General features: G+C 64.4%; 24 protein-coding genes. 3 read left to right on the forward strand and 21 right to left on the reverse strand.

Going from position 1 to position 23,847, the window contains the following annotated elements:
* Window positions 1–27: 27 nt before the first annotated feature.
* The 13 genes from OK352_RS08875 to OK352_RS08935 form a co-directional block, all read right to left on the reverse strand.
* The gene (locus tag OK352_RS08875; RefSeq protein ID WP_265141113.1) at window positions 28–297 is read right to left on the reverse strand and encodes a F0F1 ATP synthase subunit epsilon; all 270 of its coding nucleotides are present in this window, start codon (window positions 295–297) and stop codon (window positions 28–30) included.
* Window positions 298–299: 2 nt separating this feature from the next.
* On the reverse strand, window positions 300–1,763 hold the full coding sequence (gene atpD, locus OK352_RS08880; RefSeq protein WP_265141114.1) for a F0F1 ATP synthase subunit beta: 1,464 nt from the start codon (window positions 1,761–1,763) through the stop codon (window positions 300–302).
* A 32-nt stretch (window positions 1,764–1,795) separates the two neighbouring features.
* Window positions 1,796–2,692, reverse strand: coding sequence for a F0F1 ATP synthase subunit gamma (locus OK352_RS08885; RefSeq protein ID WP_265141115.1), 897 nt, complete (start codon window positions 2,690–2,692; stop codon window positions 1,796–1,798).
* A gap of 3 nt (window positions 2,693–2,695) precedes the next feature.
* Window positions 2,696–4,324 (reverse strand): F0F1 ATP synthase subunit alpha, encoded by a 1,629-nt coding sequence (gene atpA / locus OK352_RS08890; protein ID WP_265141116.1) that lies wholly within the window; start codon window positions 4,322–4,324, stop codon window positions 2,696–2,698.
* Between the two features lie 51 nt (window positions 4,325–4,375).
* On the reverse strand, window positions 4,376–5,170 hold the full coding sequence (locus OK352_RS08895) for a F0F1 ATP synthase subunit delta (RefSeq protein ID WP_265141117.1): 795 nt from the start codon (window positions 5,168–5,170) through the stop codon (window positions 4,376–4,378).
* A gap of 6 nt (window positions 5,171–5,176) precedes the next feature.
* Window positions 5,177–5,737 carry a F0F1 ATP synthase subunit B gene (locus OK352_RS08900; RefSeq protein ID WP_265141118.1) on the reverse strand — a complete coding sequence of 187 codons (561 nt, stop codon included), beginning with the start codon at window positions 5,735–5,737 and terminating at the stop codon, window positions 5,177–5,179.
* A gap of 29 nt (window positions 5,738–5,766) precedes the next feature.
* On the reverse strand, window positions 5,767–6,000 hold the full coding sequence (atpE, locus tag OK352_RS08905; RefSeq protein WP_265141119.1) for an ATP synthase F0 subunit C: 234 nt from the start codon (window positions 5,998–6,000) through the stop codon (window positions 5,767–5,769).
* Between the two features lie 44 nt (window positions 6,001–6,044).
* Window positions 6,045–6,839, reverse strand: a complete 795-nt coding sequence (gene atpB / locus OK352_RS08910; RefSeq protein WP_265141120.1) for a F0F1 ATP synthase subunit A — start codon at window positions 6,837–6,839, stop codon at window positions 6,045–6,047.
* Between the two features lie 171 nt (window positions 6,840–7,010).
* Window positions 7,011–7,457, reverse strand: coding sequence for a Cg1360 family ATP-synthase-associated protein (locus OK352_RS08915; RefSeq protein ID WP_265141121.1), 447 nt, complete (start codon window positions 7,455–7,457; stop codon window positions 7,011–7,013).
* Entirely contained in the window at window positions 7,454–8,710 is a 1,257-nt protein-coding gene (locus OK352_RS08920; RefSeq protein ID WP_265141122.1) for an MraY family glycosyltransferase, read from the reverse strand. Before OK352_RS08920 ends, OK352_RS08915 begins: the two co-directional genes overlap by 4 nt.
* Window positions 8,711–8,718: 8 nt before the next feature.
* Complete coding sequence (locus OK352_RS08925) at window positions 8,719–9,378, reverse strand: L-threonylcarbamoyladenylate synthase (RefSeq protein WP_265141123.1); 660 nt, start codon at window positions 9,376–9,378, stop codon at window positions 8,719–8,721.
* A gap of 92 nt (window positions 9,379–9,470) precedes the next feature.
* Window positions 9,471–10,268, reverse strand: coding sequence for an ABC transporter permease (locus OK352_RS08930; protein WP_265141124.1), 798 nt, complete (start codon window positions 10,266–10,268; stop codon window positions 9,471–9,473).
* Window positions 10,265–11,170, reverse strand: a complete 906-nt coding sequence (locus tag OK352_RS08935) for an ATP-binding cassette domain-containing protein (RefSeq protein ID WP_265141125.1) — start codon at window positions 11,168–11,170, stop codon at window positions 10,265–10,267. The genes OK352_RS08930 and OK352_RS08935 overlap by 4 nt, the downstream gene beginning before the upstream one ends.
* A 143-nt stretch (window positions 11,171–11,313) precedes the next feature.
* Between OK352_RS08935 and OK352_RS08940 the strand changes: the two genes are divergently transcribed.
* The gene (locus tag OK352_RS08940; protein WP_265141126.1) at window positions 11,314–12,252 is read left to right on the forward strand and encodes a TetR/AcrR family transcriptional regulator; all 939 of its coding nucleotides are present in this window, start codon (window positions 11,314–11,316) and stop codon (window positions 12,250–12,252) included.
* 3 nt (window positions 12,253–12,255) lie between these two features.
* Here OK352_RS08940 and prmC read toward each other — a convergent pair whose 3' ends face one another.
* Complete coding sequence (prmC, locus tag OK352_RS08945) at window positions 12,256–13,128, reverse strand: peptide chain release factor N(5)-glutamine methyltransferase (RefSeq protein ID WP_265141127.1); 873 nt, start codon at window positions 13,126–13,128, stop codon at window positions 12,256–12,258.
* A gap of 146 nt (window positions 13,129–13,274) precedes the next feature.
* On the opposite strand from prmC, the gene cysK reads away from it, so the two are divergent.
* Together cysK and epsC are read left to right on the forward strand one after the other, a co-directional pair.
* Entirely contained in the window at window positions 13,275–14,213 is a 939-nt protein-coding gene (gene cysK / locus OK352_RS08950) for a cysteine synthase A (protein WP_265141128.1), read from the forward strand.
* A 2-nt stretch (window positions 14,214–14,215) separates the two neighbouring features.
* Complete coding sequence (epsC, locus tag OK352_RS08955; RefSeq protein WP_265141129.1) at window positions 14,216–14,779, forward strand: serine O-acetyltransferase EpsC; 564 nt, start codon at window positions 14,216–14,218, stop codon at window positions 14,777–14,779.
* 33 nt (window positions 14,780–14,812) lie between these two features.
* On the opposite strand, the gene prfA is transcribed toward epsC, so the two are convergent.
* The 7 genes from prfA to OK352_RS08990 all read right to left on the reverse strand — a co-directional run bounded on the left by prfA (window position 14,813) and on the right by OK352_RS08990 (window position 23,847).
* Window positions 14,813–15,892: a peptide chain release factor 1 gene (prfA, locus tag OK352_RS08960; protein WP_265141130.1), complete on the reverse strand. Its 1,080-nt coding sequence runs from the start codon at window positions 15,890–15,892 to the stop codon at window positions 14,813–14,815.
* Between the two features lie 101 nt (window positions 15,893–15,993).
* Window positions 15,994–18,084 (reverse strand): transcription termination factor Rho, encoded by a 2,091-nt coding sequence (gene rho / locus OK352_RS08965; protein ID WP_265141131.1) that lies wholly within the window; start codon window positions 18,082–18,084, stop codon window positions 15,994–15,996.
* Between the two features lie 179 nt (window positions 18,085–18,263).
* Window positions 18,264–19,184 carry a homoserine kinase gene (gene thrB / locus OK352_RS08970; protein WP_265141132.1) on the reverse strand — a complete coding sequence of 307 codons (921 nt, stop codon included), beginning with the start codon at window positions 19,182–19,184 and terminating at the stop codon, window positions 18,264–18,266.
* The gene (gene thrC, locus OK352_RS08975) at window positions 19,181–20,263 is read right to left on the reverse strand and encodes a threonine synthase (protein ID WP_265141133.1); all 1,083 of its coding nucleotides are present in this window, start codon (window positions 20,261–20,263) and stop codon (window positions 19,181–19,183) included. The genes thrB and thrC overlap by 4 nt, the downstream gene beginning before the upstream one ends.
* Window positions 20,263–21,573: a homoserine dehydrogenase gene (locus OK352_RS08980; protein WP_265141134.1), complete on the reverse strand. Its 1,311-nt coding sequence runs from the start codon at window positions 21,571–21,573 to the stop codon at window positions 20,263–20,265. The genes thrC and OK352_RS08980 overlap by 1 nt, the downstream gene beginning before the upstream one ends.
* On the reverse strand, window positions 21,570–22,970 hold the full coding sequence (lysA, locus tag OK352_RS08985) for a diaminopimelate decarboxylase (protein ID WP_265141135.1): 1,401 nt from the start codon (window positions 22,968–22,970) through the stop codon (window positions 21,570–21,572). The genes OK352_RS08980 and lysA overlap by 4 nt, the downstream gene beginning before the upstream one ends.
* 88 nt (window positions 22,971–23,058) lie before the next feature.
* A complete protein-coding gene (locus OK352_RS08990) occupies window positions 23,059–23,847 on the reverse strand; it encodes an LmeA family phospholipid-binding protein (protein ID WP_265141136.1) in 789 nt (262 codons plus the stop codon).

Genomic DNA, 23,847 nt, shown 5'->3' on the forward strand with positions numbered 1-23,847 from the left:
CGTTCAGGTGAAGAGAGAGAAGCAAGACTACTTGACGAGGGAGGCGTTGCCGGCGACGACGGTGACCGTGTCGTTCTCGACGGACAGGAAGCCGTCGTCGGCCTGTGCCGTAACCTTCTCACCGCCGGTCGTCGTCACGCGAACCTCACCCTGAGCGAGGATCGCGAGCATCGGTTCGTGACCGGCGAGGATGCCGATCTCGCCCTCGACGGTCTTGGCGATGATCTGCACCGCCGCACCCGACCACACCTCGTGGTCGGCTGCGACGACGCTGACCTGCAGTGAACGGCCCGCCATGATCAGCCGTTCTCCTTCTGGATGCGCGCCCACTGCTCTTCCACATCGGTGATGTCACCGACGTTGAAGAACGCCTGAACGGCGACGTGGTCGAACTCGCCCTTGCAGATGGCGTCGAATGACTCGATCGTGTTCTTGAGCGGCACCGTTGAACCGTCGACACCCGTGAACTTCTTCGCCATATACGTGTTCTGCGAGAGGAACTGCTGGATCCGCCGAGCGCGCTCCACAGTGATCTTGTCTTCTTCAGAGAGCTCGTCCACACCGAGGATCGCGATGATCTCCTGAAGCTCCTTGTTCTTCTGCAGGATCTGCTTCACAGTCGTCGCCACGCGGTAGTGGTCTTCACCCAGGTAACGCGGGTCGAGGATGCGGCTCGACGAGGTCAGCGGGTCGACCGCCGGGTACAGACCCTGCGATGCGATCTCACGCGACAGCTCGGTCGTTGCATCGAGGTGCGCGAAGGTGGTCGCCGGCGCGGGGTCGGTGTAGTCGTCAGCGGGGACGTAGATCGCCTGCAGCGACGTGATGGAGTGACCACGTGTCGAGGTGATGCGCTCCTGCAGCACACCCATCTCGTCCGCCAGGTTCGGCTGGTAGCCCACGGCGGAGGGCATGCGTCCGAGAAGCGTGGAGACCTCGGATCCGGCCTGAGTGAAGCGGAAGATGTTGTCGATGAAGAGCAGAACGTCCTGCTTCTGCACGTCACGGAAGTACTCGGCCATCGTCAGTGCCGACAGCGCGACGCGCAGACGCGTCCCGGGCGGCTCGTCCATCTGACCGAACACGAGGGCAGTCTTGTCGAAGACACCGGCCTCGTCCATCTCCATGATGAGGTCGTTGCCCTCACGGGTGCGCTCACCGACACCGGCGAACACCGACACACCACCGTGGTCCTGGGCGACGCGCTGAATCATCTCCTGAATCAGAACCGTCTTCCCCACACCGGCACCGCCGAAGAGGCCGATCTTTCCACCCTGGACGTACGGGGTGAGCAGGTCGATCACCTTGATGCCAGTCTCGAACATCTGAGTCTTGGACTCGAGCTGGTCGAAGTTCGGCGCCTTGCGGTGGATCGGCCAGCGCTCGGTGATCTCAATGTTCTCACCGGGCTCCGCGTTGAGCACGTCACCGGTCACGTTGAACACGCGACCCTTCGTGATGTCGCCGACGGGCACCGAGATCGGAGAACCCGAGTCGACAACCTCCTGCCCGCGGACGATACCGTCCGTCGGCTTCAGCGCAATGGCACGGATGACGTCATCGCCGAGGTGCTGGGCAACCTCGAGCGTGATCGTGTTCGTCTCGCCGCCGATGGTGATCTCGGTGGTGAGCGCATTGTAAATGCCGGGAATCGAATCGTGCGGGAACTCGATGTCCACGACAGGACCGGTCACACGGGCGACGCGGCCGATAGCACCGGCCGTTCCTTCCGCCTGCTCCGGAGCGGTGGCAGTGTCTGTCATAGCTCTTTCTTCTCTCTTCGTGGTCGAAGCTCTTAGGACGCAGACAGAGCGTCGGCTCCGCCGACGATCTCTGAGATCTGCTGGGTGATCTCCGCCTGACGCGCGTTGTTGCGCAAGCGGGTGTAGTCAGTGATCAGCTTGTCCGCATTGTCGCTTGCCGACTTCATCGCCTTCTGCGTCGCTGCGTGCTTCGCGGCGGCCGACTGCAGCATCGCGTTGAAGATGCGGCTCTCGATGTACACCGGCAGCAGCGAATCTAGAACGCTCTCGGCGTCCGGCTCGAATTCGTACAGCGGAAGCACGTCCGTGGACTCGGGCTCTTCGACGCCCTCAACCACTTCGAGCGGCAGCAGACGCAGAACCTCCGGGGTCTGCGTCATCATGCTGACGAAACGGTTGTAGACGACGTGGATCTCGTCGACGCCGCCCTCATCAGCATCCTTCTCGAATGCTTCGAGCACGGTCTTCGAGATCTCCTGCGCCGTCACGAACTCGGGCGCTTCGGCGTTGGCGATCCATTGCCCGGCGATTGGGAACTTGCGGAACTGGAAGTAGCCGACGGCCTTGCGGCCGTACAGGTAGTGCACGACCTCCTTGCCCTGGCTGCGCAGCAGTTCAGTGAGTTCGCTCGCTTCGCGCAGGACCTGCGAGTTGAACGGACCGGCGAGACCGCGATCGCTCGTCAGCACGATGACCGCAGCCCGGTTGACGTTCTCGGGCTCCGTGGTCAGCACGTGATCGACGTTCGAGTACGTGGCGACCGCCGACACAGCCCGAGTGATCGCCCGCGAGTACGGTCCCGATGCCGCGACCCGCGCCTGCGCTTTGGCAATGCGGGATGCGGCGATGAGCTCCATCGCCTTGGTGATCTTCTTTGTGGTCTGCGCAGATTTGATCTTCTGCGTATAGACCCGAAGCTGTGCGCCCATAGATTATCGACGTCCCTTGACGATCTTCTCTTGGTTGACGTCTTCCTCGGGAAGCTCCTCGACGACCTCGTTCGAGAGCGACTCGCCCTCTCCCGTCTGGAATTCAGACAGGAATGTGTCGACGGAGGACTCGAGGGTTTCGACGACCCCGTCAGTCAGCTGGTTCGTCTCGCGCAGCTCGTCGAGCACGTTGGTGTTGCGCCGCAGGTAGTCGAGAAGCTCACGCTCGAAGCGCAGAACGTCTTCAACGGGAACCGTGTCGAGCTTGCCCTTCGTGCCCGCCCAGATCGAGACAACCTGCTCTTCAACCGGGTACGGGGAGTACTGCGGCTGCTTGAGCAGTTCGGTGAGGCGCGCGCCCCGCTCGAGCTGGCGGCGGCTCGCAGCATCGAGGTCCGAGGCGAACATCGCGAAGGCCTCGAGCGAACGATACTGCGCGAGCTCGAGCTTCAGTGTTCCCGACACCTTCTTGATGCTCTTCAGCTGAGCGTCACCACCGACACGGGACACCGAGATGCCGACGTCGACGGCGGGCCGCTGGTTGGCGTTGAACAGGTCGGACTGCAGGAAGATCTGACCGTCGGTGATGGAGATCACGTTGGTCGGAATGTACGCCGACACGTCGTTCGCCTTGGTCTCGATGATGGGAAGACCCGTCATCGATCCGGCACCCAGCTCGTCCGAGAGCTTTGCGCAGCGCTCAAGAAGACGCGAGTGCAGGTAGAACACGTCACCGGGGTATGCCTCACGACCCGGCGGACGACGCAGGAGCAGCGAAACCGCACGGTAGGCCTCGGCCTGCTTCGACAGGTCGTCAAACACGACGAGCACGTGCTTGCCTGCGTACATCCAGTGCTGGCCGATGGCCGAGCCGGTGTACGGGGCGAGGTACTTGAAGCCCGCGGGGTCGGATGCCGGTGAGGCCACGATCGTCGTGTACTCGAGCGCTCCAGCCTCTTCGAGCGCGCCCTTCACCGAGGCGATCGTCGAGCCCTTCTGCCCGACGGCCACGTAGATGCAGCGAACCTGCTTGTCGGGGTCGCCCGACTCCCAGTTCGCCTTCTGGTTGATGATCGTGTCGATCGCGAGAGCGGTCTTGCCCGTCTGCCGGTCGCCGATGATCAGCTGGCGCTGTCCGCGCCCGACGGGGATCATGGCGTCGATCGCCTTGATGCCGGTCTGGAGCGGCTCGTGCACGCTCTTGCGCTGCATCACGCCCGGTGCCTGCAGCTCGAGTTCACGGCGGCCCTCAGAGGCGATGTCGCCGAGACCGTCGATCGGGTTGCCCAGCGGGTCGACAACGCGGCCCATGTAGCCGTCGCCGACCGGAACCGAGAGCACCTCGCCCGTACGCGTGACTTCCATACCCTCGACGATCCCGGTGAATTCGCCCAGGACGATCGCACCGATCTCATCTTCCTCGAGGTTCTGCGCGAGACCGAGTGTGCCGTCCGCGAAGCGGATCAGCTCATTTGCCATCACACCGGGCAGTCCCTCAACGTGCGCGATTCCATCGGCAGCGTCAGTGACGTAGCCGACCTCGGTCTTCGACGCCTTGTCAGGCTCGTACGCCGAGACGAAGTCCTTGAGAGCATCCCGGATCTCATCGGGGCTGATCGTAAGTTCTGCCATCTTCTTCCCTATCTGTGCCGGGGATGTTCCCCGAAAGTGTATGAAACCGGTCTACCCGGCGAGCTTGAGTTTCAGATCACCAAGCCGCGAGACGATACTCGCGTCGATGACGTCGTCACCGGCCTGGATGCGCATTCCGCCGACCAGCGACGGATCGACGACGAGATTGAACGTGATATCACGACCATACGTCGCCGCGAGCCGCTCGCGAAGCTGATCGCGCTGTGCATCGGTCAGCGGGTTCGCGCTCGTCACCGTGGCGATCGTGCGCCCGCGCTGATCAGCGACAGTGGATGCTGCCGTGCGCAGGAGCTTGCCGATGCGCCGTCCACGCGGCTGCTGAATCAGGCGGGAGACAATGACAACAGTGGCTTCCGAGGCCGTGCCGTCGAGCAGGCGCTTCACGACATCAGCCTTGCGCGCCGGGTCGCCGAGCTTCGAGCTGAGCGCCAGCTCGAGTTCGGCGTTCGCCGTCACGACCTGACCGAACTGGAACAGCTCAGACTCGATGGGTGCGTCTCCGGAAGCGACAGCCGCCGCGCGAATTCCCAGCTCTTCGACGCCGGCGAGAAGATCGTCCGATGACGACCAGCGTGCACTCGCGACGGTCTCGAGCAGAGACCGTGCAGACCCATCGACCCGGTCGCCGAACACGCGTCCGATGACGCTGGCCTTGGTTCCGGAATCTTCAGCGGGATCGGCGATCAGCGTGCGCAACTGCGCGGACGCGTCGATCACGTGTCCCGCGTCGAGCAGCGACGCTGCGGTGGAGAGATCGACGGAATCGCTGACGGCGTTCAGTGCCGCCACCGACTGAGCGAGAGCTTCTCGTGTTGCGCTACCCATTGCTGATTACTTGTTCCCTGCTGCTGTCGTCTCGGATGCCTCAAGGTCCTTGAGGAAGCGATCCACGACCGCGGTTGCCTTCTTGTCGTCGTCAAGCGACTCACCGATGACGCTGCTGGCCAGCCCGAGGGCGAGCGAGCCGACCTCGCCGCGAAGCGAGACAAGTGCCGACTGGCGTTCCGCCTCGATCTGCGCGTGAGCGCTCGTCGTGATGCGCGAAGCCTCTTCAGACGCCTGGTCCTTCGCCTCAGCGACGATCTTCTTGCCGTCTTCACGAGCACCCTCGCGAATTCGCCCGGCCTCGGCACGAGCATCCGCAAGCTGCGCTGTGTACTCTTCGAGCGCTGCCTCGGCCTTACGCTGCGCCTCATCTGCCTTGGCGATGTTGCCCTCAATCGCTGCGCCGCGCTCATCAAGCAGCTTGTAGAGCCGCGGAAGGGCGACCTTCCAGAACACGACGAGAACGATCACGAAGCACACGGCCGACCAGATGATGTCGTACGTCGCCGGCAGAATCGGGTTGTGTGCCGCCCCGTCTTCAGCCGCCGTCACAAATGCGTTCAGCATCATTCCTCCTTACGTATGGTGAAAGAGGATCAGACGAAGATGTAGAAGGTCGCGATCCCGATGAAGGCGAGAGCCTCGGTGAAGGCGATACCAATCCACATCAGCACCTGAAGACGGCCGGCCAGCTCTGGCTGACGGGCGACACCCTCAATGGTCTTTCCGACGACGATGCCGATACCGATAGCCGGGCCGATGGCAGCGAGGCCGTAACCGACCGTTGCGATGTTTCCGTCGATAGCAGCGAGAACGGTTGTTGCGTCCACGTGTTTTCCTTCCGTGATGGTGAGCAGGCGGTTGCCGTGCCCGGTTAGTGTTCCTCAGCGACCGCGAGCTGAATGTAGACCGCGGTGAGAATGGCGAAGATGTAGGCCTGAAGCACGGCGACAAGCACCTCGAACAGCGTGAACACGAGGCCGAAGGCAAACGTGAACACACCGAGCGCAGTGAACCAGCCGCTGAGCGAGATGATGAAGAACTGCGTTGCTGCGAAGAACAGCACGAGCAGCAGGTGCCCCACGATCATGTTCATCATGAGACGCAGGGTCAGGGTGATCGGCCGGATGATGAATGTCGAGATGAACTCGATGGGCGTCACGATGATGTAAACCGGCCACGGGACACCCGCGGGGAAGAGCGCGTTCTTGAAGAATCCCGACGGGCTCTTCTTGATGCCTGCGTAGACGAATGTGATCCACGACACGATCGCGAGAACCAGCGGAACGCCGATGACGGACGTGCCGGCGATATTCAGGAACGGGATGATTCCGGTCAGGTTCATCGCCAAGACCATGAAGAACATCGTCGCGAGGATCGGCAGGAACCGCTTGGCGTCCTTCTTGCCCAGAAGGTCCTCGGCAATGTTCACGCGGACGAAGTCGAGGCCCATCTCGACGACGCTCTGGAAACGACCGGGAACGACCTTCATTCGGCGGGTGCCGAGCCAGAACAGCAGCACGATCGCAAGGACGGCGATGAAACGGATCAGGATGATCCGGTTGATCTCAAAAGGAGTGTCTGCAAAGAGCAGCACTTGGGGGAAGAACTCGTCGATCGAAGGAGAGTGGAATCCACCATCGTCGGCGGTCGGCACGAGCAGGTTCACAGCGTTCGCTATCAGCGCTATCTCCTGGATTTCAGAGCAATGAGCACGGCTCACGCTACGTTCGATCGGTGGGAAAGACGCCTTACCCGGCAGCCGAAGGCTCACACCTGGCAGGGAGAATCTCTGTACACTCTAGCAAACGAAAAGCCGTTCTACGAATCGTAGAAGTACCTAATCATCGTGATTTTCATCGCCGGGCAATACAACATCGCTCGCATGGGGAACCCGCACCTTCGCGACCACAATGCCGTCGACAACGAGCGAGCCGATCACACCGGCGATGACGGCGAGGAAGAAGATGGTGTCGTTCACCCACTCCTGCTGCTTCACGACCCAGGCCAGCACGAGAAAGACGACGAATTTCACGAGCCAACCGCCCATCACGCCCGCGAAGAAGATCGGCACGAACAGGTCGCTGCCCGCCTTGCGGTTCGCCAGGAGAATGCTGACAGCCGTGACGCTGAGGAAGATCAGTGCCACGACGGCGCCGAGAAGTGCACTGATCAGCCCACGGGGTCCGTCGACGAGGAGTCCGACGATGCCGCCGACGACGGCGATGACCGCTGTGACGGCGGCTCCCCACACGAGGCTGGCGCGAAAGACGGGGTTCGAGGTCATGATGATCCTCCTTCGGTTCGCGGGGCAGACGACGTCCCGTGAGCGTGTGTCTCAGTCATTGACTGATCGAGCGGGTCATGTTTGCGCTGCGCGTCGCTCGTCTCATCGTCCGGCGTCAGCTGCGCGGCGACCTCGTGGCGTTTGCGACGTCCAAGGGGCGCGAATGTCGCCACCGTGCAGGCGATGACGCCCGCGACGAAGAAGACGAGGGCGACCCAGTACGTGTCGAAGAGGAACAGGAACAGACACGGCACTGAGATCACGACGGTCCAGGCGTAGAAGATCAGCACGGCGTGAAGCTCCGAGTGGCCCATGTCGATGAGCCGGTGATGCAGGTGGAGCCGGTCGGCGCTGAACGGGCTCTTCCCCGCCCGCAGCCGCCGAAAGACGGCGAGGCTGAAGTCGACGAGGGGGACGACGAGGATCGTGATGGGCAGCAGGAGCGGAATGAACGCGCCGACAAGCTGCGAGCCGCCAAGACCGTTCCCGTCGCTGCCCTCGACAGCGGAGGGATCGATCTGTCCCGTAATCGAAATGGCCGACGTGGCCATGAGCAAGCCGACGAGCAGAGCTCCGGCGTCGCCCATGAACATCTTCGCCGGGTGCCAGTTGAGTGGCAGGAATCCGGCGCAGACGCCGAGCAGGACGGCGGAGATCAGCAGCGAGAGATTGAAGTAGTTGTACTGGCTGACGGTTCTCACCAGAAGGTAGCCGTAGACGAAGAACACGCCATTCGCGATGAGGGCAACTCCCCCGACGAGGCCGTCAAGACCGTCGATGAAGTTCACGGCGTTCATGACGAGCACAATCGTGAGCACCGTCAGGATGAACGACATCCAGCTTGATCCGACGGTGCGCCCAGCGATGGGGAGCGAGTAGATCTGGACGCCGAGCCACGCAATCAGCCCCGCGGCGAGGAACTGCCCGGCGAGTTTGATCATCCAGTCCAGGTCGATGAGGTCGTCGATGATGCCGAGCACGACGATCAGGAGAGTGGCACCGAGAATTGCGAGAATCGGGCCCGGTTCGTCAAAGATCACATCGAAGAACGGGTTGAACGAGGCGATCGTCATCGCCGCTGCCACACCGAAGAACATGGCGACGCCGCCCAGCCGCGGCGTAGGCCGTGAATGCATATCGCGGTCGCGGATCGGCGGGTAGAGCTTGAACCGGAGGGCGAATCTGTAGACCGCCAGTGAGAGCACCCACGTGATGATCATGGCCGCGAGGGCGATGAGCGCATACTGACGCATGAACCGTCCTAGTCGTCCGCGAGGCGGTCGCCGAGGACCTCGCGAAGCTGGTCACGCGAGATGACGCCCTCGCGGAGGATCGTGGCCACGCCGTCGTCGAGCGTCAGCGCCGTGGCGTCGATGATCGTCGACGGAACGCTCGTTCCCGTACCAGCATCCAGGTAGATCTCGACGCTTTCTCCGAGCATCTCCTGCGCCGAGGCAGCGGTCTCTGCGGGAGATTCGCCTGTCAGGTTCGCGCTGGACACGGCGAGCGGGCCGCTCTCGCGGAGCAGCTCGAGGGCGATCTCGTTGTCGGGCATCCGTAGCGCAACAGTGCCGTCTGTGTCGCCCAGATCCCACACGAGAGACTGCTGCGCGGGGAGGATCACTGTGAGGCCACCTGGCCAGAACTCCTCGACCAGCTGCGTGACGAGATCGGGCACGACAGACGCGAGCGCCGCAAGCGTGTCTGTCCCCGACACGAGAACGGGCGGCGGCTGCTGTCTGGTGCGCCCCTTCGCGTCGAGCAGACGCTGCACGGCGGCGGGGTTGAAGGCGTCGGCCGCCAGCCCGTACACCGTGTCGGTGGGGAGCACGACGAGCTCGCCGCGGCCAAGGGCCGTTCGGGCGAGCCGCATTCCTGTGAGGAGCTCAGAGTCGACAGAGCAGTCGTAGAGGTTCGACATCGCCTGTGATTGTATCGCGAGCAGAGTGTGAGGATGCCGCGAGCAGCGCCCCGCGGCATCCTCATCGACTCACATTCGATGACGAATCGTGCTCAGCGACGGCCCGCTTTCCGCGTGAAGGTCACGCTGCTCCAGGCGATGGCGACGACAAGGATCCCGGCGCACCAGATCATCGCAACGAGTGCGTCCGAGCCGGCGTCTCCGCCCATCAGCAGGCTGCGAATCGACTCGATGACGGGCGTAATGGGCTGATATTGAGCCACCCATTGCAACCACGAGGGCATCGTGTCGACGGGCACGAAGCCACTCGAGAGGTACGGGAGAAAAAGCAGAACGAACCCGTATGCATTGGCTGCCTCAATACTCCCGGCCACGAGACCGATCGCCGCGAACAGCATGGTGATCGTCGTGATGTATACGGTGATGATCACCAACGCGCCGAGCCAGCCGAGCGGGTCGGCGGATGGACGGAACCCGGCAACCAGCCCGACGACGATGATGACGGTCGTCGCCACGAGGTTGCGCAGAACACTCGCCACGACGTGCCCCGTCAATACAGCACTGCCGCGAATCGGCATGGTGCGGAACCTGTCAACGATGCCCGTCTGCAGATCACCGGCCACCAGTGTCGCCGTCGACGACGCTCCGAACCCCGCGCACATGATGATGATGCCCGGCACGATGTACGACACATATCCTTCGTCTCCCGCAAAGCTCATGGCTCCGCCGAAGACGTAGACGAAGAGGCCCATCATGAACACCGGGAGCAGAATGGCCATCAGCAGACCTTCACCGTCGCGCAGAGAATGGCGGATGCTGCGATCGATGAACACCAGATCCGCGTTGCCCGCAGGCGGGACACGGCGCGTCCCCATCTCGATTGTCGTCATGATGCCACCTCCCGTGTTGCGCGAGCACCATCGTGACGGGACCCCGTCTCTGAGGTCACGGCGAGGAAGACATCGTCGAGCGTCGGCCGTCGGATCGTCACGATCCCAGCATCCTGTACCCCTGATGCGGAGAGGACGTCGATGACATCGCGTGGGGTCCCATCCGTGTGGAGTTCGTGAACGAGAACCCCGCGTTCGTTGCGGACCTCGACGATGTCTGAGCCCACCTGCGCCTTGAGCTGTGCCGGTGTGCCCCGTGCGACGACCCTCCCTCGATCGAGAACAGAGATCTCGTCGGCGAGCGCGTCTGCTTCGTCCAGATACTGCGTCGTGAGCAGAATCGTCACCCCCTCGGTGCGAAGACGCTGAACTTCATCCCACAGCGTGCGCCGGCTGCGCGTGTCGAGCCCCGTCGTCGGCTCATCGAGAAAGACGATCTGAGGCCGACAGATCAGGCTGATCGCCAGGTCGAGCCTGCGGCGCATTCCGCCGGAGAAGGTGCTCACGCGCTTTTTCGCCGCTTCGTCAAGCGCAAAGCGTTCGAGCAGCTCATCGGTTCGCACCCGTGACTCTGCCCGCGTCAGCCCGAGAAGCCGTGCCATCATCGTGAGATTCTCTCGCGCGGTGAGCACATCATCGACTGCCGCGTTCTGACCGGTGACGCTGATTCGCCGCCTGACCTCTGCCGCCCGCGCAACGACGTCGGATCCGCCGACTGCTGCGGTGCCGGAGTCAGGTCGCACCAGTGTCGTCAGCACGTTGATGAACGTCGTTTTTCCCGCTCCATTCGGCCCGAGCACCGCGTGAATGCTGCCTGTCGGCACAGTCACGTCGAGACGATCGAGCACGACCTGATTACCGAATTTTTTCGTCAGCCCGCGCACGTCTATCGCGTACGTCATCGCCTCACCTTTCATCTCTGCACACCCGCGCGCTCACTGCGTACGTCGCATACTGTTTATTATGTACACATTGTTTATAGCACACACAGTTTATGGTGTAAACACGACCTCGATAGACTGGCGTGACGTCGAGAGGATGACAGATGGCAGATGACTCCGAGTACACGCTTCCCCGCGCCGTCGCCCTGGCCTGGGGCGTCGCGGCGGATCCCCAGCGCGGGCCGAAGCGCGGGCTGAGCATTGAGCGCATCGTCGAGACGGGCATTGAGATCGCCGACGAGGGCGGGCTCGAGTCCGTTTCCATGAGCGCGATAGCCGGCCGCCTCGATTTCACGACGATGTCCCTGTACCGATACGTCACGGCCAAGGACGAGCTCATTGTCCTCATGGGTGAGCAGGCGTTCGGGGTCCCCACCGAGTTCCCCGACCCTCCCCTTCCCTGGCGTGAGGGGCTGCGCAGGCTCGCGGCTGAGCTGTTCGCCGCGTACTCCGAGCATCCGTGGCTGATCGACGTGCCAATCGACGGCATCCCGGTGACGCCCAACCAGCTGTCATGGCTCGATCAGGGCCTTGCGTGCCTCGGCGAGACGGGACTCAGCAGCGAGGAGCGTGTGGCGATCACGCTCATGCTCAGCGGCCTCTCGCGCTGGAAGGCCACCGTGTATCGCGGGTACCAGTTGGCGAGCGTATCGAGCGGGTCGACGCCGGATCAGCTTGACGCGTCAGTCAACGAGATGATGCGAGAACTCATCACGGAAGATCGTTTTCCCGCCCTCACATCCGCGGTTCAGGCCGGAGCTTTCGCTCCCGACGCCTCTGATCCCTTCGATTACGCACTTGAGCTGTTCCTGAACGGCGTCGCTGAAACACTGCAGCGCCTTGAGGACGGCGCACCAAAACCAGAACCCCGGTCTCTCCCCGCTCCCCCGGTGCCGAAGGACAAAGCCGTTCGGGAGGCAGCGCGCATCCGTCGTGACGCAGAGACCGCTCTGCGCGAGGCACGACGCAGGGAGCACGAAGCGATAGCCAAGGCGCGAGAGCGAGCCGCGAAGGCTGCCGAGAAGGCGGCGAAACGTCAGTAGCGGCTACGCTCGGATCGCCGTCGTTGCGCGATCCCGCATCGTGAAATCGGGGAACGTCGCGGGAGCCCGCCAGCCGTCAGCGGCCAGAAGCGAGCGGATCGAGTCTCCCTGCAACTCGCCATGCTCAATCACGAGTGTTCCGCCCGGGCGCAGAAGGCGCGCCGCGGATCGGGAGAGAGCGCGCACCACGTCAAGCCCGTCCTCTCCCCCGTACAGTGCCGCGGGCGGGTCAAAGAAGCGCACTTCGGGGTCGACAGGGACAGCCTCGGCCGGAACGTACGGCGGGTTGGAGATGACCAGGGCCGCTGTGCCGTCCCACTCGGGCAGGGCCGAGCCGAGATCGTCGAAGACGAACGTCGCGTTCGGTGCGCCGACGCGACGAGCATTCTCCGTCGCCCAGAGAAAAGCATCAACGGAGTTCTCGACGGCGAACACGCGCGCCGTGGGCACTTCTGTCGCCAGCGCCAGAGCAATCGCGCCACTCCCCGTTCCCAGATCGATCGCGATCGGCTCCGGATCGGGGACGGCCTGAAGTGCGTCGATGGCGATCTGCGTAACCTGCTCGGTCTCGGGTCGGGGAACGAAGACCCCGGGGCCGACCCGGAGCTCGAGGCTTCGGAAGCCCGCCACCCCGGTGATGTGCTGCAGCGGTTCGCGTGTGGCACGTCTCAGGACAAGCTGCCCGATGCGCTGGGCTTCGGCGGGCAGCATCCGCCTTTCTGTCATACCCGCTGCCTGTACCTCGCCGCGCCCCAGACCGAGAACGTGCCCGACGAGCAGCTCGGCGTCGACGTCGGCCGCCAGGATCCCCGAGCGCGCCAGCTCGGCCTCGGCCGCCCGGAGGACGACGGGTACGGTGGGGGCTTGAGAAGTCATGGCACGCTTTCACACGGAGAATCTTGGCCACAAGCCTATCCGTGTGATGACCCGAACCGTCACAGTTACCCCCTCAACGCCTCGAGGGGACTAGTCTCGACAGGACACGAATAACTTGTAGCTAAAAGTATCGAAGGAGAGATTCCGTGACCGGAAAGATCCACGCAAACATCACCGAGGCCTTCGGGAACACCCCGCTCGTCACGTTGGGACGCACGGCCAGCGGCGTTTCGGCGAACGTGCACGCCAAGCTCGAGTTCTACAATCCGGCGGGCAGCGTGAAGGACCGCATCGGCATCGCCATCCTCGACGCTGCCGAGGCCTCGGGCGATCTGAAGCCCGGAGGCACGATCGTCGAGGGAACAAGCGGTAACACCGGCATCGCCCTCGCCTCGGCTGGAGCCGCCCGCGGGTACCGTGTCGTGCTGACGATGCCGTCCTCAATGAGCATGGAGCGTCGTGTCCTGCTGCGCGCCTTCGGAGCCGAGCTTGTGCTCACCGACCCGGCAGAGGGCATGCGCGGAGCCGTCGAGAAGGCGGAGCAGATCGCGGCTGAGACTCCGGGGTCGATCCTCGCGCGCCAGTTCGAGAATCAGGCGAACGCCGACATCCACCGCACGACGACGGGTGAGGAAATCTGGCGCGACACGGACGGCGCTGTCGACATTCTCGTCTCCGGAATCGGAACGGGCGGAACCATCACCGGCGCCGGTCAGGCCCTCAAAGCACACAACCCTGAGGTTCAGGTCGTCGCCGTCGAGCCCGCAGATTCCCCGATTCTCAGCGGCGGGAAGGCCGGCCCGCACAAGATCCAGGGCCTCGGCGCCAACTTCGTCCCCGGCATCCTCGACACCGAGATCTACGACGAGGTCGTCACGGTCGGCGTCGATGACGCTGTGAAGACCGCGCGCACGCTCGCAACCGACGATGGCATTCTCGCCGGCATCTCGTCTGGTGCGGCTGTCTGGGCGGCACTGCAGGTCGCTGCGCGCCCGGAGAACGAGGGAAAGAACATCGTCGTCATCGTTCCCGACTTCGGTGAGCGGTATCTGTCGACGTTCCTCTATGAGGACCTGCGCGACTGAGTATGTCGATCTGGACCCGCTTCCGTGAGGACATCACGGCGGCTCGCGTGCACGACCCCGCTGCTCGGGGCGCGCTCGAGATCGCCGTGGTGTACTCGGGCTTGCACGCCATCTGGTGGTATCGACTCAACCATCGGCTGTGGTCACGCGGCTGGAGGGTGATGGCGCGCATCGGCTCGCAGCTCGCTCGTGCCGTAACAGGAATCGAGATTCATCCGGGTGCGCGCATCGGTCGCCGACTGTTCATCGACCATGGCATGGGCGTCGTCGTGGGCGAAACCGCCGAGATCGGCGACGACGTCATGCTGTACCACGGGGTCACGCTCGGCGGCAAAGGAGGGGGCACGGGCAAACGCCATCCCACTCTCGGTGACGGCGTCACAGTCGGTGCCGGTGCCCAGGTGCTCGGCCCGATCGTCGTCGGCGGCGGCTCCATCGTCGGCGCCAACGCCGTCGTCACGAAGGATGCTCCGGAGCGCTCCATCCTCGTGGGCGTTCCCGCACGAGCACGCCCTCGGGTCGCTGGTGAGCGTTACGGGCTCGTCGAGCCCGATTATCACATCTGACGCGGGATGCCGCCGCCGGGGCCGTGCGCCCGGTCAAGCCTTGTCGGCGAGATGCGCCAGGCGTTCCTCTTCGTCTGACTGAATGCAGGACTCGATGACCGCGTCGAGATCGCCGTTCATCACGTGATCGAGGTTGTACGCCTTGTACCCGGTGCGGTGATCTGCGATGCGATTCTCTGGGAAGTTGTATGTGCGAATGCGCTCGGAACGATCCATCGTGCGGATCTGGCTCTTGCGCGCATCAGAGGCCGCAGCATCCAACTCTTCTTGCTGACGCGCAAGCAGACGTGCTCTCAGCACGCGCATGGCTGCCTCGCGATTTTGAATCTGACTCTTCTCGTTCTGCATCGAAACGACGATCCCCGTGGGCACGTGCGTGATGCGCACAGCCGAATCCGTCGTGTTCACCGACTGCCCGCCCGGCCCGGATGAACGGAACACGTCGATGCGGATGTCGTTCTGGCTGATCGCCACCTCTTCAGGTTCATCGACCTCGGGAAAGACCAGCACACCGGTCGTTGACGTGTGGATGCGACCCTGCGACTCCGTGACCGGCACCCGCTGCACACGGTGGACACCGCCCTCGTACTTGAGGTGCGCCCAGACGCCCTCGGCGGGATCGTTCGACGAGCCTTTGATGGCCACCTGCACGTTTTTGTAACCGCCAAGATCCGATTCGTCCTTCTCGAGAAGCTCGGTCTTCCAGCCTTTGGCTTCGGCGTAGTGCAGGTACATGCGCAGCAGATCCGCGGCGAAGAGCGCGCTCTCGGCACCGCCCTCACCGCCCTTGATCTCCATGATGACGTCGCGGCCATCGTCGGGGTCTCGAGGGACGAGCAGGCGACGCAGCTTCTCCTCGGCTTCGGCGAGCTCCTCCTCGAGCGCCGGCACCTCCTCGGCGAACGTGTCGTCCTCTTTCGCAAGCTCCTGGGCAGCGGCCAGGTCATCCTGCGCGCCGACCCACGCCTGGTGAGCCGCGAGGATCTTCGAAAGCTCGGAGTATCGCCGATTGATCTTGCGCGATCGGGCGGGGTCGGCGTGCACCGCCGGGTCGCCCAGCTGCTCTTGCAGGTCGGCGTGCTCATCGATCAGCGCAGAGACTGATTCAAACATTGCTTCTTCCGTTTCGTGAGATCGAGGTGTGAAACGACGCGAACCCGCCTGCTCCGCACATGCCTATCGTAGGCGGCGGAGCAGACGGGTTCGAGAATCAGCTAACGGTGGTCGCGCTCGTGACCGTTGGATGTCGGCTGCGGAATCGACTTCTGCATCTGCACAAGGAATTCGACGTTCGTTGAGGTCTCCTTGAGCTTGCCGAGAACGACCTCGAGTGCCTGCTGTGTGTCGAGCCCGGCGAGGGCACGGCGCAGCTTCCAGGTCACTCTGACTTCATCCTGCCCGAGCAGCATCTCTTCGCGACGCGTCGACGAGGCGTTGACATCGATCGCGGGGAAGATGCGCTTGTCGGCGAGCTGACGCGACAGACGCAGCTCGGAGTTACCCGTTCCCTTGAACTCCTCGAAGATGACCTCGTCCATCTTGGATCCGGTCTCGACGAGTGCCGTGGCGAGGATCGTCAGGGATCCACCGTTCTCGATGTTGCGCGCGGCGCCGAAGAAGCGCTTCGGCGGGTACAGCGCTGCAGCGTCCACGCCGCCGGAGAGGACGCGACCGCTCGTCGGCGCCGAGATGTTGTAAGCACGGCCGAGGCGTGTGATCGAGTCAAGAAGCACGACGACGTCGTGGCCGAGCTCGACAAGGCGCTTCGCGCGCTCAATCGCAAGCTCTGCCACCGTGGTGTGGTCTTCGGCAGGGCGGTCGAACGTCGAGGCGATGACCTCGCCCTTGACCGTTCGCTGCATGTCGGTGACCTCTTCGGGGCGCTCGTCGACGAGAACGACCATGAGGTGCACCTCGGGGTTGTTCCTGGCGATGGCGTTGGCCACCTGCTGAAGAACGATCGTCTTGCCTGCTTTCGGGGGCGCGACGATGAGCCCGCGCTGACCCTTCCCCACCGGGGCGATGAGGTCGATGAGCCGCTGCGTGAACTTCCCCTGCTCGGTCTCCATGCGCAGACGCTCCTGCGGATAGAGGGGGGTCAGGTCGCCGAACTGCACGCGATCGGCAGCCTCGTCCGTGCTCTGTCCGTTGACGGAGTCCACCTTGACGATGGCGTTGTATTTCTGGCGCGAGTTGTGCTCGCCCTCGCGCGGCTGACGGACGGCCCCGACGATCGCGTCGCCCTTGCGCAGGTTGTACTTCTTGACCTGCCCGAGAGACACATACACGTCGTTGGCTCCCGGAAGGTACCCGGTCGTGCGCACGAACGCGTAGTTGTCGAGAACGTCGAGGATTCCCGCAATCGGCACGAGGACGTCGTCCTCGGTGATCTCCGGCTCCACGTCATCGTTGCGCCCGCGCTTGCGGTCGCGGTACCGGTTGCGTCCGCGTCCGCCCTGATCGTCGTTCTTGGTATCGGCACGGTTGCCGTCCTGACGGCCCCCGTCTCCACGACCGCTGTCATTACGGCTGCCCTCGTTGCGGTCGCCGCCCTGATTGTCACCGCGGTTGTTGCGGTTGCGGTTACGGTTTCGTCCGCGGCCACGCTCGTCAGAGGTGCCGGAGTCGGAGGAGTCCGCGTTCTTCGCGTCGTCCTTCCCCGACGACTTCTCGTCAGCGTTCGCCTGCTTCGAGCCACTCTGGTCGTCGCTCTGGGCTGCATCGTCATCGCTTTTGCCGCCACGGCGACGGTTACCGCGACCGTTCTTCTTCTCGCGTTGAGCGGGTCCACCGTTGTCTGACGACTTCGCGTCCGGAGTCTTCTGCTCGGCAGCATCCGTGCCCGATGCCTCCTGGCTCGGCGTTGTCTGCTCAGACGATGCGCGGCGCGAACGCGGCGGCCTGCCGGCCCGGCCCGATGTCGGCTCGTCGAGAACGGACTCGGCGGCCTGCTCGGGAGTCGGTGTTGCCGAGCGCTCTGGTGCCGGCGTCTCGGCGGGCGCTGGCGACGCTGTCGGCTCGTCAGCAGTCGGTGCCGTCGATTCGATGATCGGCGTCGACACGCGTCGCGAGGTGCGCTTCGCCTGCGTCTTCTCTGCGGGGGCGCTCGATGGTTCCGACGAGCTCGGCGCGGCACCTCCGCCGCCCTGTTTGTCGGAGATTGCGGCGATCAGCTCGCCCTTGCGAAGCTTCGATGCGCCCTGAACGCCAAGGCTGGCGGCGAGCTTCTGGAGCTCGGCAACCTTCAGCGTCTGAAGGTTCGTACCGCGGTCCGCGCCTTCTGTGCGGGTTCCTGCGTCTGTCACTGGAGAGTATTCCTTTCTCATCCTGACCATCGACGATGGACCAGGGAGAGCCGCTCACTCCGCTGCGAGACCCCCGAAGGGGCGAACGCATCGGTCGCATCAGAACGCGACACACTGCGGGTAAGGGGCTGTGATTGGTGAATGATCCGAGGGCCAGATTCACCCTGGCGGGTGGTTCCCTATGAGATCGGTACTACTGTAGCACCCTTGACGTCGACAGCCAGCATCTCGGCGCGCCACAGCGACGTTGCCTCGTTCTCGACGAGTTCCGTTGCTGACATTCTGTCGCCCGGGCCGTCGCAGAGCACCAGAATCGAGGGCCCGGCTCCCGAAACCACGGCGGCGTACCCGTTGTCGCGCAGAAGCGCGATGGTCGCCGCGGTATCCGGCATTGCCGACGCTCGATAGCCCTGATGGAGCCGGTCCTCGGTGGCCTGGAAGAGCAGCTCCGGGCTCTGAAGCATCGCGGCGACCAGCAGAGCCGAACGCGACACGTTGAACACAGCATCCTCGTGGGGCACATTGGCGGGCTGCAGCTCCCGCGCCGTCCGCGTGGACAGCGTCGTCGCGGGGATGAATACGAGGGGCGACACTCCGCGATGCGCGAGCAGCTTCTTGTGCCGTGGCCCGTCTGCCGTGGTCCACGCGATCGTGAGTCCGCCGAACAGAGCGGGCGCGACGTTGTCCGGATGCCCCTCGAGCTCTGTGGCAATGCCGAGAAGCAGTTCTTCCGTGAACGTCACGGTGCCCTCGAGAAGGCCCTTTGCCGCCGCGATTCCCGCGACGACCGCCGCGCCGGACGACCCGAGGCCGCGGCCATGCGGGATCGCGTTGTGTGCCTCGATGTGCAGACCCGGAGCCGTCTGCCCGACCGCCGCGAAGGTGGCCAGGAGCGATGAGGCCACCAGATTCGTCTCGTCGAGAGGCACCTCGCCCTCGCCGACACCGTGAACGGCGACGGTGACGCCGCTGCCATCGGTCACCGTGACGGTGAGCTCGTCATACAGCGACAGCGCAAGGCCCAGTGTGTCGAATCCGGGCCCGAGGTTTGCCGATGTCGCCGGCACTTTCACCGAGACGCCGGGACGTGCCTGGCTCACGCGCGCGTTCCGCTCAGACCGAGGACGCTGGCGACCTCTGAGACGTCCACGGGAACGATGGTCGGCTCGACCTGACCGCCGCTCTCCGTCCGCAATGCCCACTGCGGGTCTTTCAGCCCGTGCCCGGTGACCGTCAGCACACACGTCGACCCTGACCGGATGTCCCCGGCTTCCGCTCGTTCCAGAAGACCGGCCACGCTGATGGCGGATGCTGGTTCAACGAAGATCCCCACTTCGCTCGAGAGGATCCGCTGGGCGCGGAGGATGTCGTCGTCGTCGATCGCTCCGAAATAGCCGCCGGTCTTCGCGCGAGCTGCCGTTGCGAGCTCCCACGACGCCGGGTTTCCGATGCGGATCGCACTGGCGATGGTCTCGGGGTTCTTCACGACGGCGCCGTTGACGATCGGCGCGCTGCCCGAAGCCTGGAAGCCCAGCATGCGCGGAAGCTTCGTCGATTCTCCGGCCGCGACCGACTCGGAGTAGCCGCGCGTGTACGCTGTGTAGTTTCCGGCATTGCCGATCGGCACAATGTGGACGTCCGGTGCGTCGCCGAGCACCTCGACGACTTCGAACGCCGCCGTCTTCTGACCCTCGATTCGATCGGGGTTGACGGAGTTCACGAGGTGCACGGGATACGTCGCCGACAGCTCGCGGGCGAGATCGAGGCAATCGTCGAACGTGCCCTGCACCTGGATGAGCTGACCGCCATGGGCGATGGCCTGGCTGAGCTTCCCCATCGCGATCTTTCCCTCAGGGACGAGCACGGCTGCCGTGATTCCCGCGTGGGCAGCGTAGGCCGCGGCTGATGCAGACGTGTTACCCGTCGACGCGCAGATCACAGCCTGGGCTCCATGTTCGATGCCCTTGGAGATCGCCATCGTCATGCCGCGGTCTTTGAACGAGCCGGTGGGGTTCATCCCCTCGTACTTGATGTACACAGACGACCCCGTACGCTTCGACAGCGCGGGCGCGGGGATCAGCGGGGTGCCGCCCTCCCCCAGCGTAATGATCGGCGTCGCGTCTGTGACGTCGAGACGATCGCGGTACTCGGCGAGGACTCCCCGCCACTGGTGTGCCATTACTGGGCTCCTTCAACGCGCAGGACGCTCACGATCCGATCCGTCGCGTCGGCGGTCTGAAGCGCCTCGACGACGGCACGCAGCGATCGCTCACGAGCACGGTGGGTTCCGATGATGAGACTGGCGAGCTTGTCTTCGTCGTCCCCGATGGACTGCTCGATCGTCTGCACAGACACCCCATGCTGCGCGAAGATGCCAGCGACTTCGGCGAGGACGCCTGGTCGATCGGTGACGCGAAGATTGATCTGTGCCTTCGTGATGACATCGTCGATCGGCAGAAGAGGCAGCGCCGCGTGGTTCGAGCCGTTCAGGCCGGGTCCTCCGGCCACATGACGGCGAGCCGCAGACACCACGTCTCCGAGGATGGCCGATGAGGTCTGGACGCCTCCCGCCCCGGCCCCATAGAACATGAGGGGCCCTGCCGCCTCAGCATCCACGAATACCGCGTTGTTCTCGGCGTACACCGAGGCAAGCGGATGCTCGCGCGGCACGAGAGCCGGGTAGACGCGCGCGGAGATCCCGTCTTCGCCGCCGGGGCCGGCGAGGCGTTCGGCAACCGCGAGAAGCTTGATCACGTAGCCCGCTGACTGCGCTGCCTGGATCTGCTCGGCCGTGATCTCGGCGATGCCCTCACGGTGCACCTTCGACGGATCGACCTGCGAGTGGAACGCGAGCCCGGCGAGGATCGTGACCTTCTGCGCCGCGTCGAAGCCGTCGACGTCGAGCGTCGGGTCCGCCTCGAGATAGCCGGCCTCGAAGGCAAGCTTCGACGCCTCTTCCATGGTCTCGCCGAAGCGGTCCATGCGATCGAGAATGAAGTTCGTCGAGCCGTTGACGATCGCCAGCACGCTCGTGATGTTGTCTCCGGCGAGGCTGTCGCGCAGAGGGCGAAGGATGGGAATGGCGGCGGCTACCGATGCCTCGTACGAGATCTCGGCGCCCACTTGCTCGGCCGCGGCGAAGAGCTCAGGCCCATGGGCGGCCAGGAGCGCCTTATTGCCCGTGACGACGTCGGCACCGGCGTTCAGCGCCGAAAGGATGTGTGACTTCGCCGGCTCGATGCCGCCCATCAGCTCGATCACAATGTCGGCGCCGAGGATCAGCGACTCGGCATCCGTCGTGAAGAGCTCGTGTGGCAGCTCGACATCGCGCTTCGCGTCGACGTCGCGGACGGCGATGCCCACCAGCTCAAGGTCAGCACCGGAACGCGCCGCGAGCTCCTGACGATTGTCAATCAGCGTGCGTGCCACCTGTGAGCCAACGGAACCTGCCCCGAGCAGGGCCACCCTGAGAGTGCGGCTGTCGATCATCGTCCATCCAATCCGGCGTCGCGCGCCATGAGGTCGGCTTCCGTCTCTCCGCGCACGATCACGCGTGCACGGCCATCGCGAACGGCCACGATGGGCGGCCGTCCCAGATAGTTGTAATTGCTGGCGAGCGACCAGCAATAGGCTCCCGTCGCGGGCACAGCGAGCACGTCACCCGGCTGTACGTCGCCCGGGAGGTAATCATCAGAGACGACGATGTCACCGGATTCGCAATGCTTGCCCGCGATGCGCACCAGTTCTGGCGCAGCATCCGATCGCCGCGACGCGATCCGCACGGAGTAGTCCGCGTCGTACAGGGCCGTCCGCGCGTTATCGCTCATGCCGCCGTCGACGCTGACGTACAGGCGGGTTCCCGAGCCGGCTTCCGAGTCAACGGAGACAGGCTTCGTGGTTCCCGCCTCATACAGCGTGATTCCGGCTCGCCCGATGATCGTGCGGCCCGGCTCGAACGCGACGTCGGGGATCGGAATCTGCAGCCTGTCGCATTCGTCTTTCACGATTCCTGCGATGGATGCTGCCAGCTCGGCGATCGGCGTCGGGTCGTCCACGCTCGTGTAGGCGATCCCGAACCCGCCACCGAGGTTGAGCTCGGGCACAGGGCCGCCGCTCAGCAGTTCCTTGTGGACGGCGAGAAGCCGCGCCGCGGACTCGGCGAAACCGCCCGCGCCGAAGATCTGCGACCCGATGTGGCAGTGCAGGCCGACGAACTCGAGTGTGTCTCGGGCGCGAATCTGCGCGACGGCATCGGTGGCGGCGTCCAGCGTCAGGCCGAATTTCTGGTCTTCGTGCGCTGTCGCGAGGAAGTCGTGCGTGTGCGCGTGCACGCCGCTGTTCACCCGCAGGCGGACCCGCTGTCGGCGTCCATGACGCTCGGCTGCCTCGGCGACGCGGTCGATCTCCTGGATGCTGTCGATGATGATCGTCCCCACGCCCGAGGAGACGGCCCTGTCGATCTCGTCACGTGACTTGTTGTTTCCGTGGAAGCCGATCGCTGCAGTGTCAACGCCAGCCGCGAGTGCAACGGCGAGCTCCCCGCCCGAGCACACGTCGATCCGGCACCCTGCCTCAACCATCCACTGCGCGACGATGCTCGTCAACAGCGCCTTCCCCGCGTAGTAAACGTGTGCCGTGGACCCGACCGCGGCGAAAGCATCCTCGAGCGCCTGACGCACTTCGGCTGCGCGGTCCCGCGCCTCGCGCTCATCGATCACATACAGGGGCGTGCCGAACTCGCGGGCAAGCTCGTCAGCGGACACGCCACCGACCTCGAGCCGCCCGGCCGCGTCGCGCACGGTGGTCCCCGGCCACAGCCCGGGCACGAGAGCGTTCGCGTCGGCGGGCGCGGTCAGCCACGCGGGGGCGAGTGGGTTATGCGTCACAGAAAGCCATTCGTGAAATGAGGGAGTGATATCGCAGGAAGTCTACCGAGAACGCATGCCCCGCACCGCATCTATCGGCTCCACCGCGTCATCCGGCGTCACAGCTTCCCCGCGAAGAGAAGTCCGGTCCGTTTCGAGGAACGTCCTGCGCCGAGAGCGTCAGAGTGAGTGCGTCCGGTGCCACAGCAATGTCATCGACGCTGATTCCCTCGGGAAGCGACGAGGCGACGCAGATGCTCACGGGCTCATCGTCGAGGAGCCGCGTGACGAGATCGGTGAGGTCGAGGCTGCCGAAGTCCGTCGACACTTCGACGTCGACCGGCTCGAGCGAGATCGAGTCGCCGTGTGCCACCGGCTCGGTCACGAGCGTGTAGCCGATGGACATTCCGAAAAAGCGTGTCGATTGCTCGTAGCTCAGTGTGCCATCGCCGAGGCTGAGGTCGGGATCCGCTCCGCCCATGACGAGCAGAGCATTCGCTGCGTCCTCTCCCCCGGTCACCCGGGCGGAGACCTCGTCGATGCGGGCGTTCTCGTCGACCGGCACCCCGTGCGCGGTCACAACGATGTCGAACGGGATGCCATCGGCCTCAGCATCCTCGGCGGTGACGGTCACCTCGTCGAAGCGTCCCGCGATCGCCTGAGGCAGAAACAACCCTCCACCGACGCGCACATCGATGTCGGCCGTGACCGAGGCGGGAAGCTTCTTCTCGATGGCGGTCTCCACGCCGTCTTGCGCGATGCCGCGCACGAGGCCGTCGACAAGCCAGGCGACGAGGGCGAGGAGCCCCACCACCACGATCACGATGATGAGGGCCGTCGCCGCCCGGCGTCCGCCGCTGCGGCGCGGGACCGGCTGTGCGTCCGGCAGCCCGGTCAC

The organism is Microbacterium sp. MPKO10, assembly GCF_026107415.2.
Classification (GTDB): domain Bacteria; phylum Actinomycetota; class Actinomycetes; order Actinomycetales; family Microbacteriaceae; genus Paramicrobacterium.

Bases quoted from the DNA above. Each gene is read 5' to 3' on its own strand.
- OK352_RS08885 (WP_265141115.1), bottom strand. From the start codon at position 2,692: ATGGGCGCACAGCTTCGGGTCTATACGCAGAAGATCAAATCTGCGCAG.
- OK352_RS08935 (WP_265141125.1), bottom strand. From the start codon at position 11,170: ATGACGTACGCGATAGACGTGCGCGGGCTGACGAAAAAATTCGGTAAT.
- OK352_RS08930 (WP_265141124.1), bottom strand. From the start codon at position 10,268: ATGACGACAATCGAGATGGGGACGCGCCGTGTCCCGCCTGCGGGCAAC.
- OK352_RS08915 (WP_265141121.1), bottom strand. From the start codon at position 7,457: ATGACCTCGAACCCCGTCTTTCGCGCCAGCCTCGTGTGGGGAGCCGCC.
- prmC (WP_265141127.1), bottom strand. From the start codon at position 13,128: ATGACTTCTCAAGCCCCCACCGTACCCGTCGTCCTCCGGGCGGCCGAG.
- OK352_RS08895 (WP_265141117.1), bottom strand. From the start codon at position 5,170: ATGGGTAGCGCAACACGAGAAGCTCTCGCTCAGTCGGTGGCGGCACTG.
- atpD (WP_265141114.1), bottom strand. From the start codon at position 1,763: ATGACAGACACTGCCACCGCTCCGGAGCAGGCGGAAGGAACGGCCGGT.
- epsC (WP_265141129.1), top strand. From the start codon at position 14,216: ATGTCGATCTGGACCCGCTTCCGTGAGGACATCACGGCGGCTCGCGTG.
- prfA (WP_265141130.1), bottom strand. From the start codon at position 15,892: ATGTTTGAATCAGTCTCTGCGCTGATCGATGAGCACGCCGACCTGCAA.
- OK352_RS08875 (WP_265141113.1), bottom strand. From the start codon at position 297: ATGGCGGGCCGTTCACTGCAGGTCAGCGTCGTCGCAGCCGACCACGAG.
- OK352_RS08920 (WP_265141122.1), bottom strand. From the start codon at position 8,710: ATGCGTCAGTATGCGCTCATCGCCCTCGCGGCCATGATCATCACGTGG.
- OK352_RS08980 (WP_265141134.1), bottom strand. From the start codon at position 21,573: ATGATCGACAGCCGCACTCTCAGGGTGGCCCTGCTCGGGGCAGGTTCC.
- atpA (WP_265141116.1), bottom strand. From the start codon at position 4,324: ATGGCAGAACTTACGATCAGCCCCGATGAGATCCGGGATGCTCTCAAG.
- OK352_RS08925 (WP_265141123.1), bottom strand. From the start codon at position 9,378: ATGTCGAACCTCTACGACTGCTCTGTCGACTCTGAGCTCCTCACAGGA.
- OK352_RS08940 (WP_265141126.1), top strand. From the start codon at position 11,314: ATGGCAGATGACTCCGAGTACACGCTTCCCCGCGCCGTCGCCCTGGCC.
- OK352_RS08900 (WP_265141118.1), bottom strand. From the start codon at position 5,737: ATGCTGAACGCATTTGTGACGGCGGCTGAAGACGGGGCGGCACACAAC.
- thrC (WP_265141133.1), bottom strand. From the start codon at position 20,263: ATGGCACACCAGTGGCGGGGAGTCCTCGCCGAGTACCGCGATCGTCTC.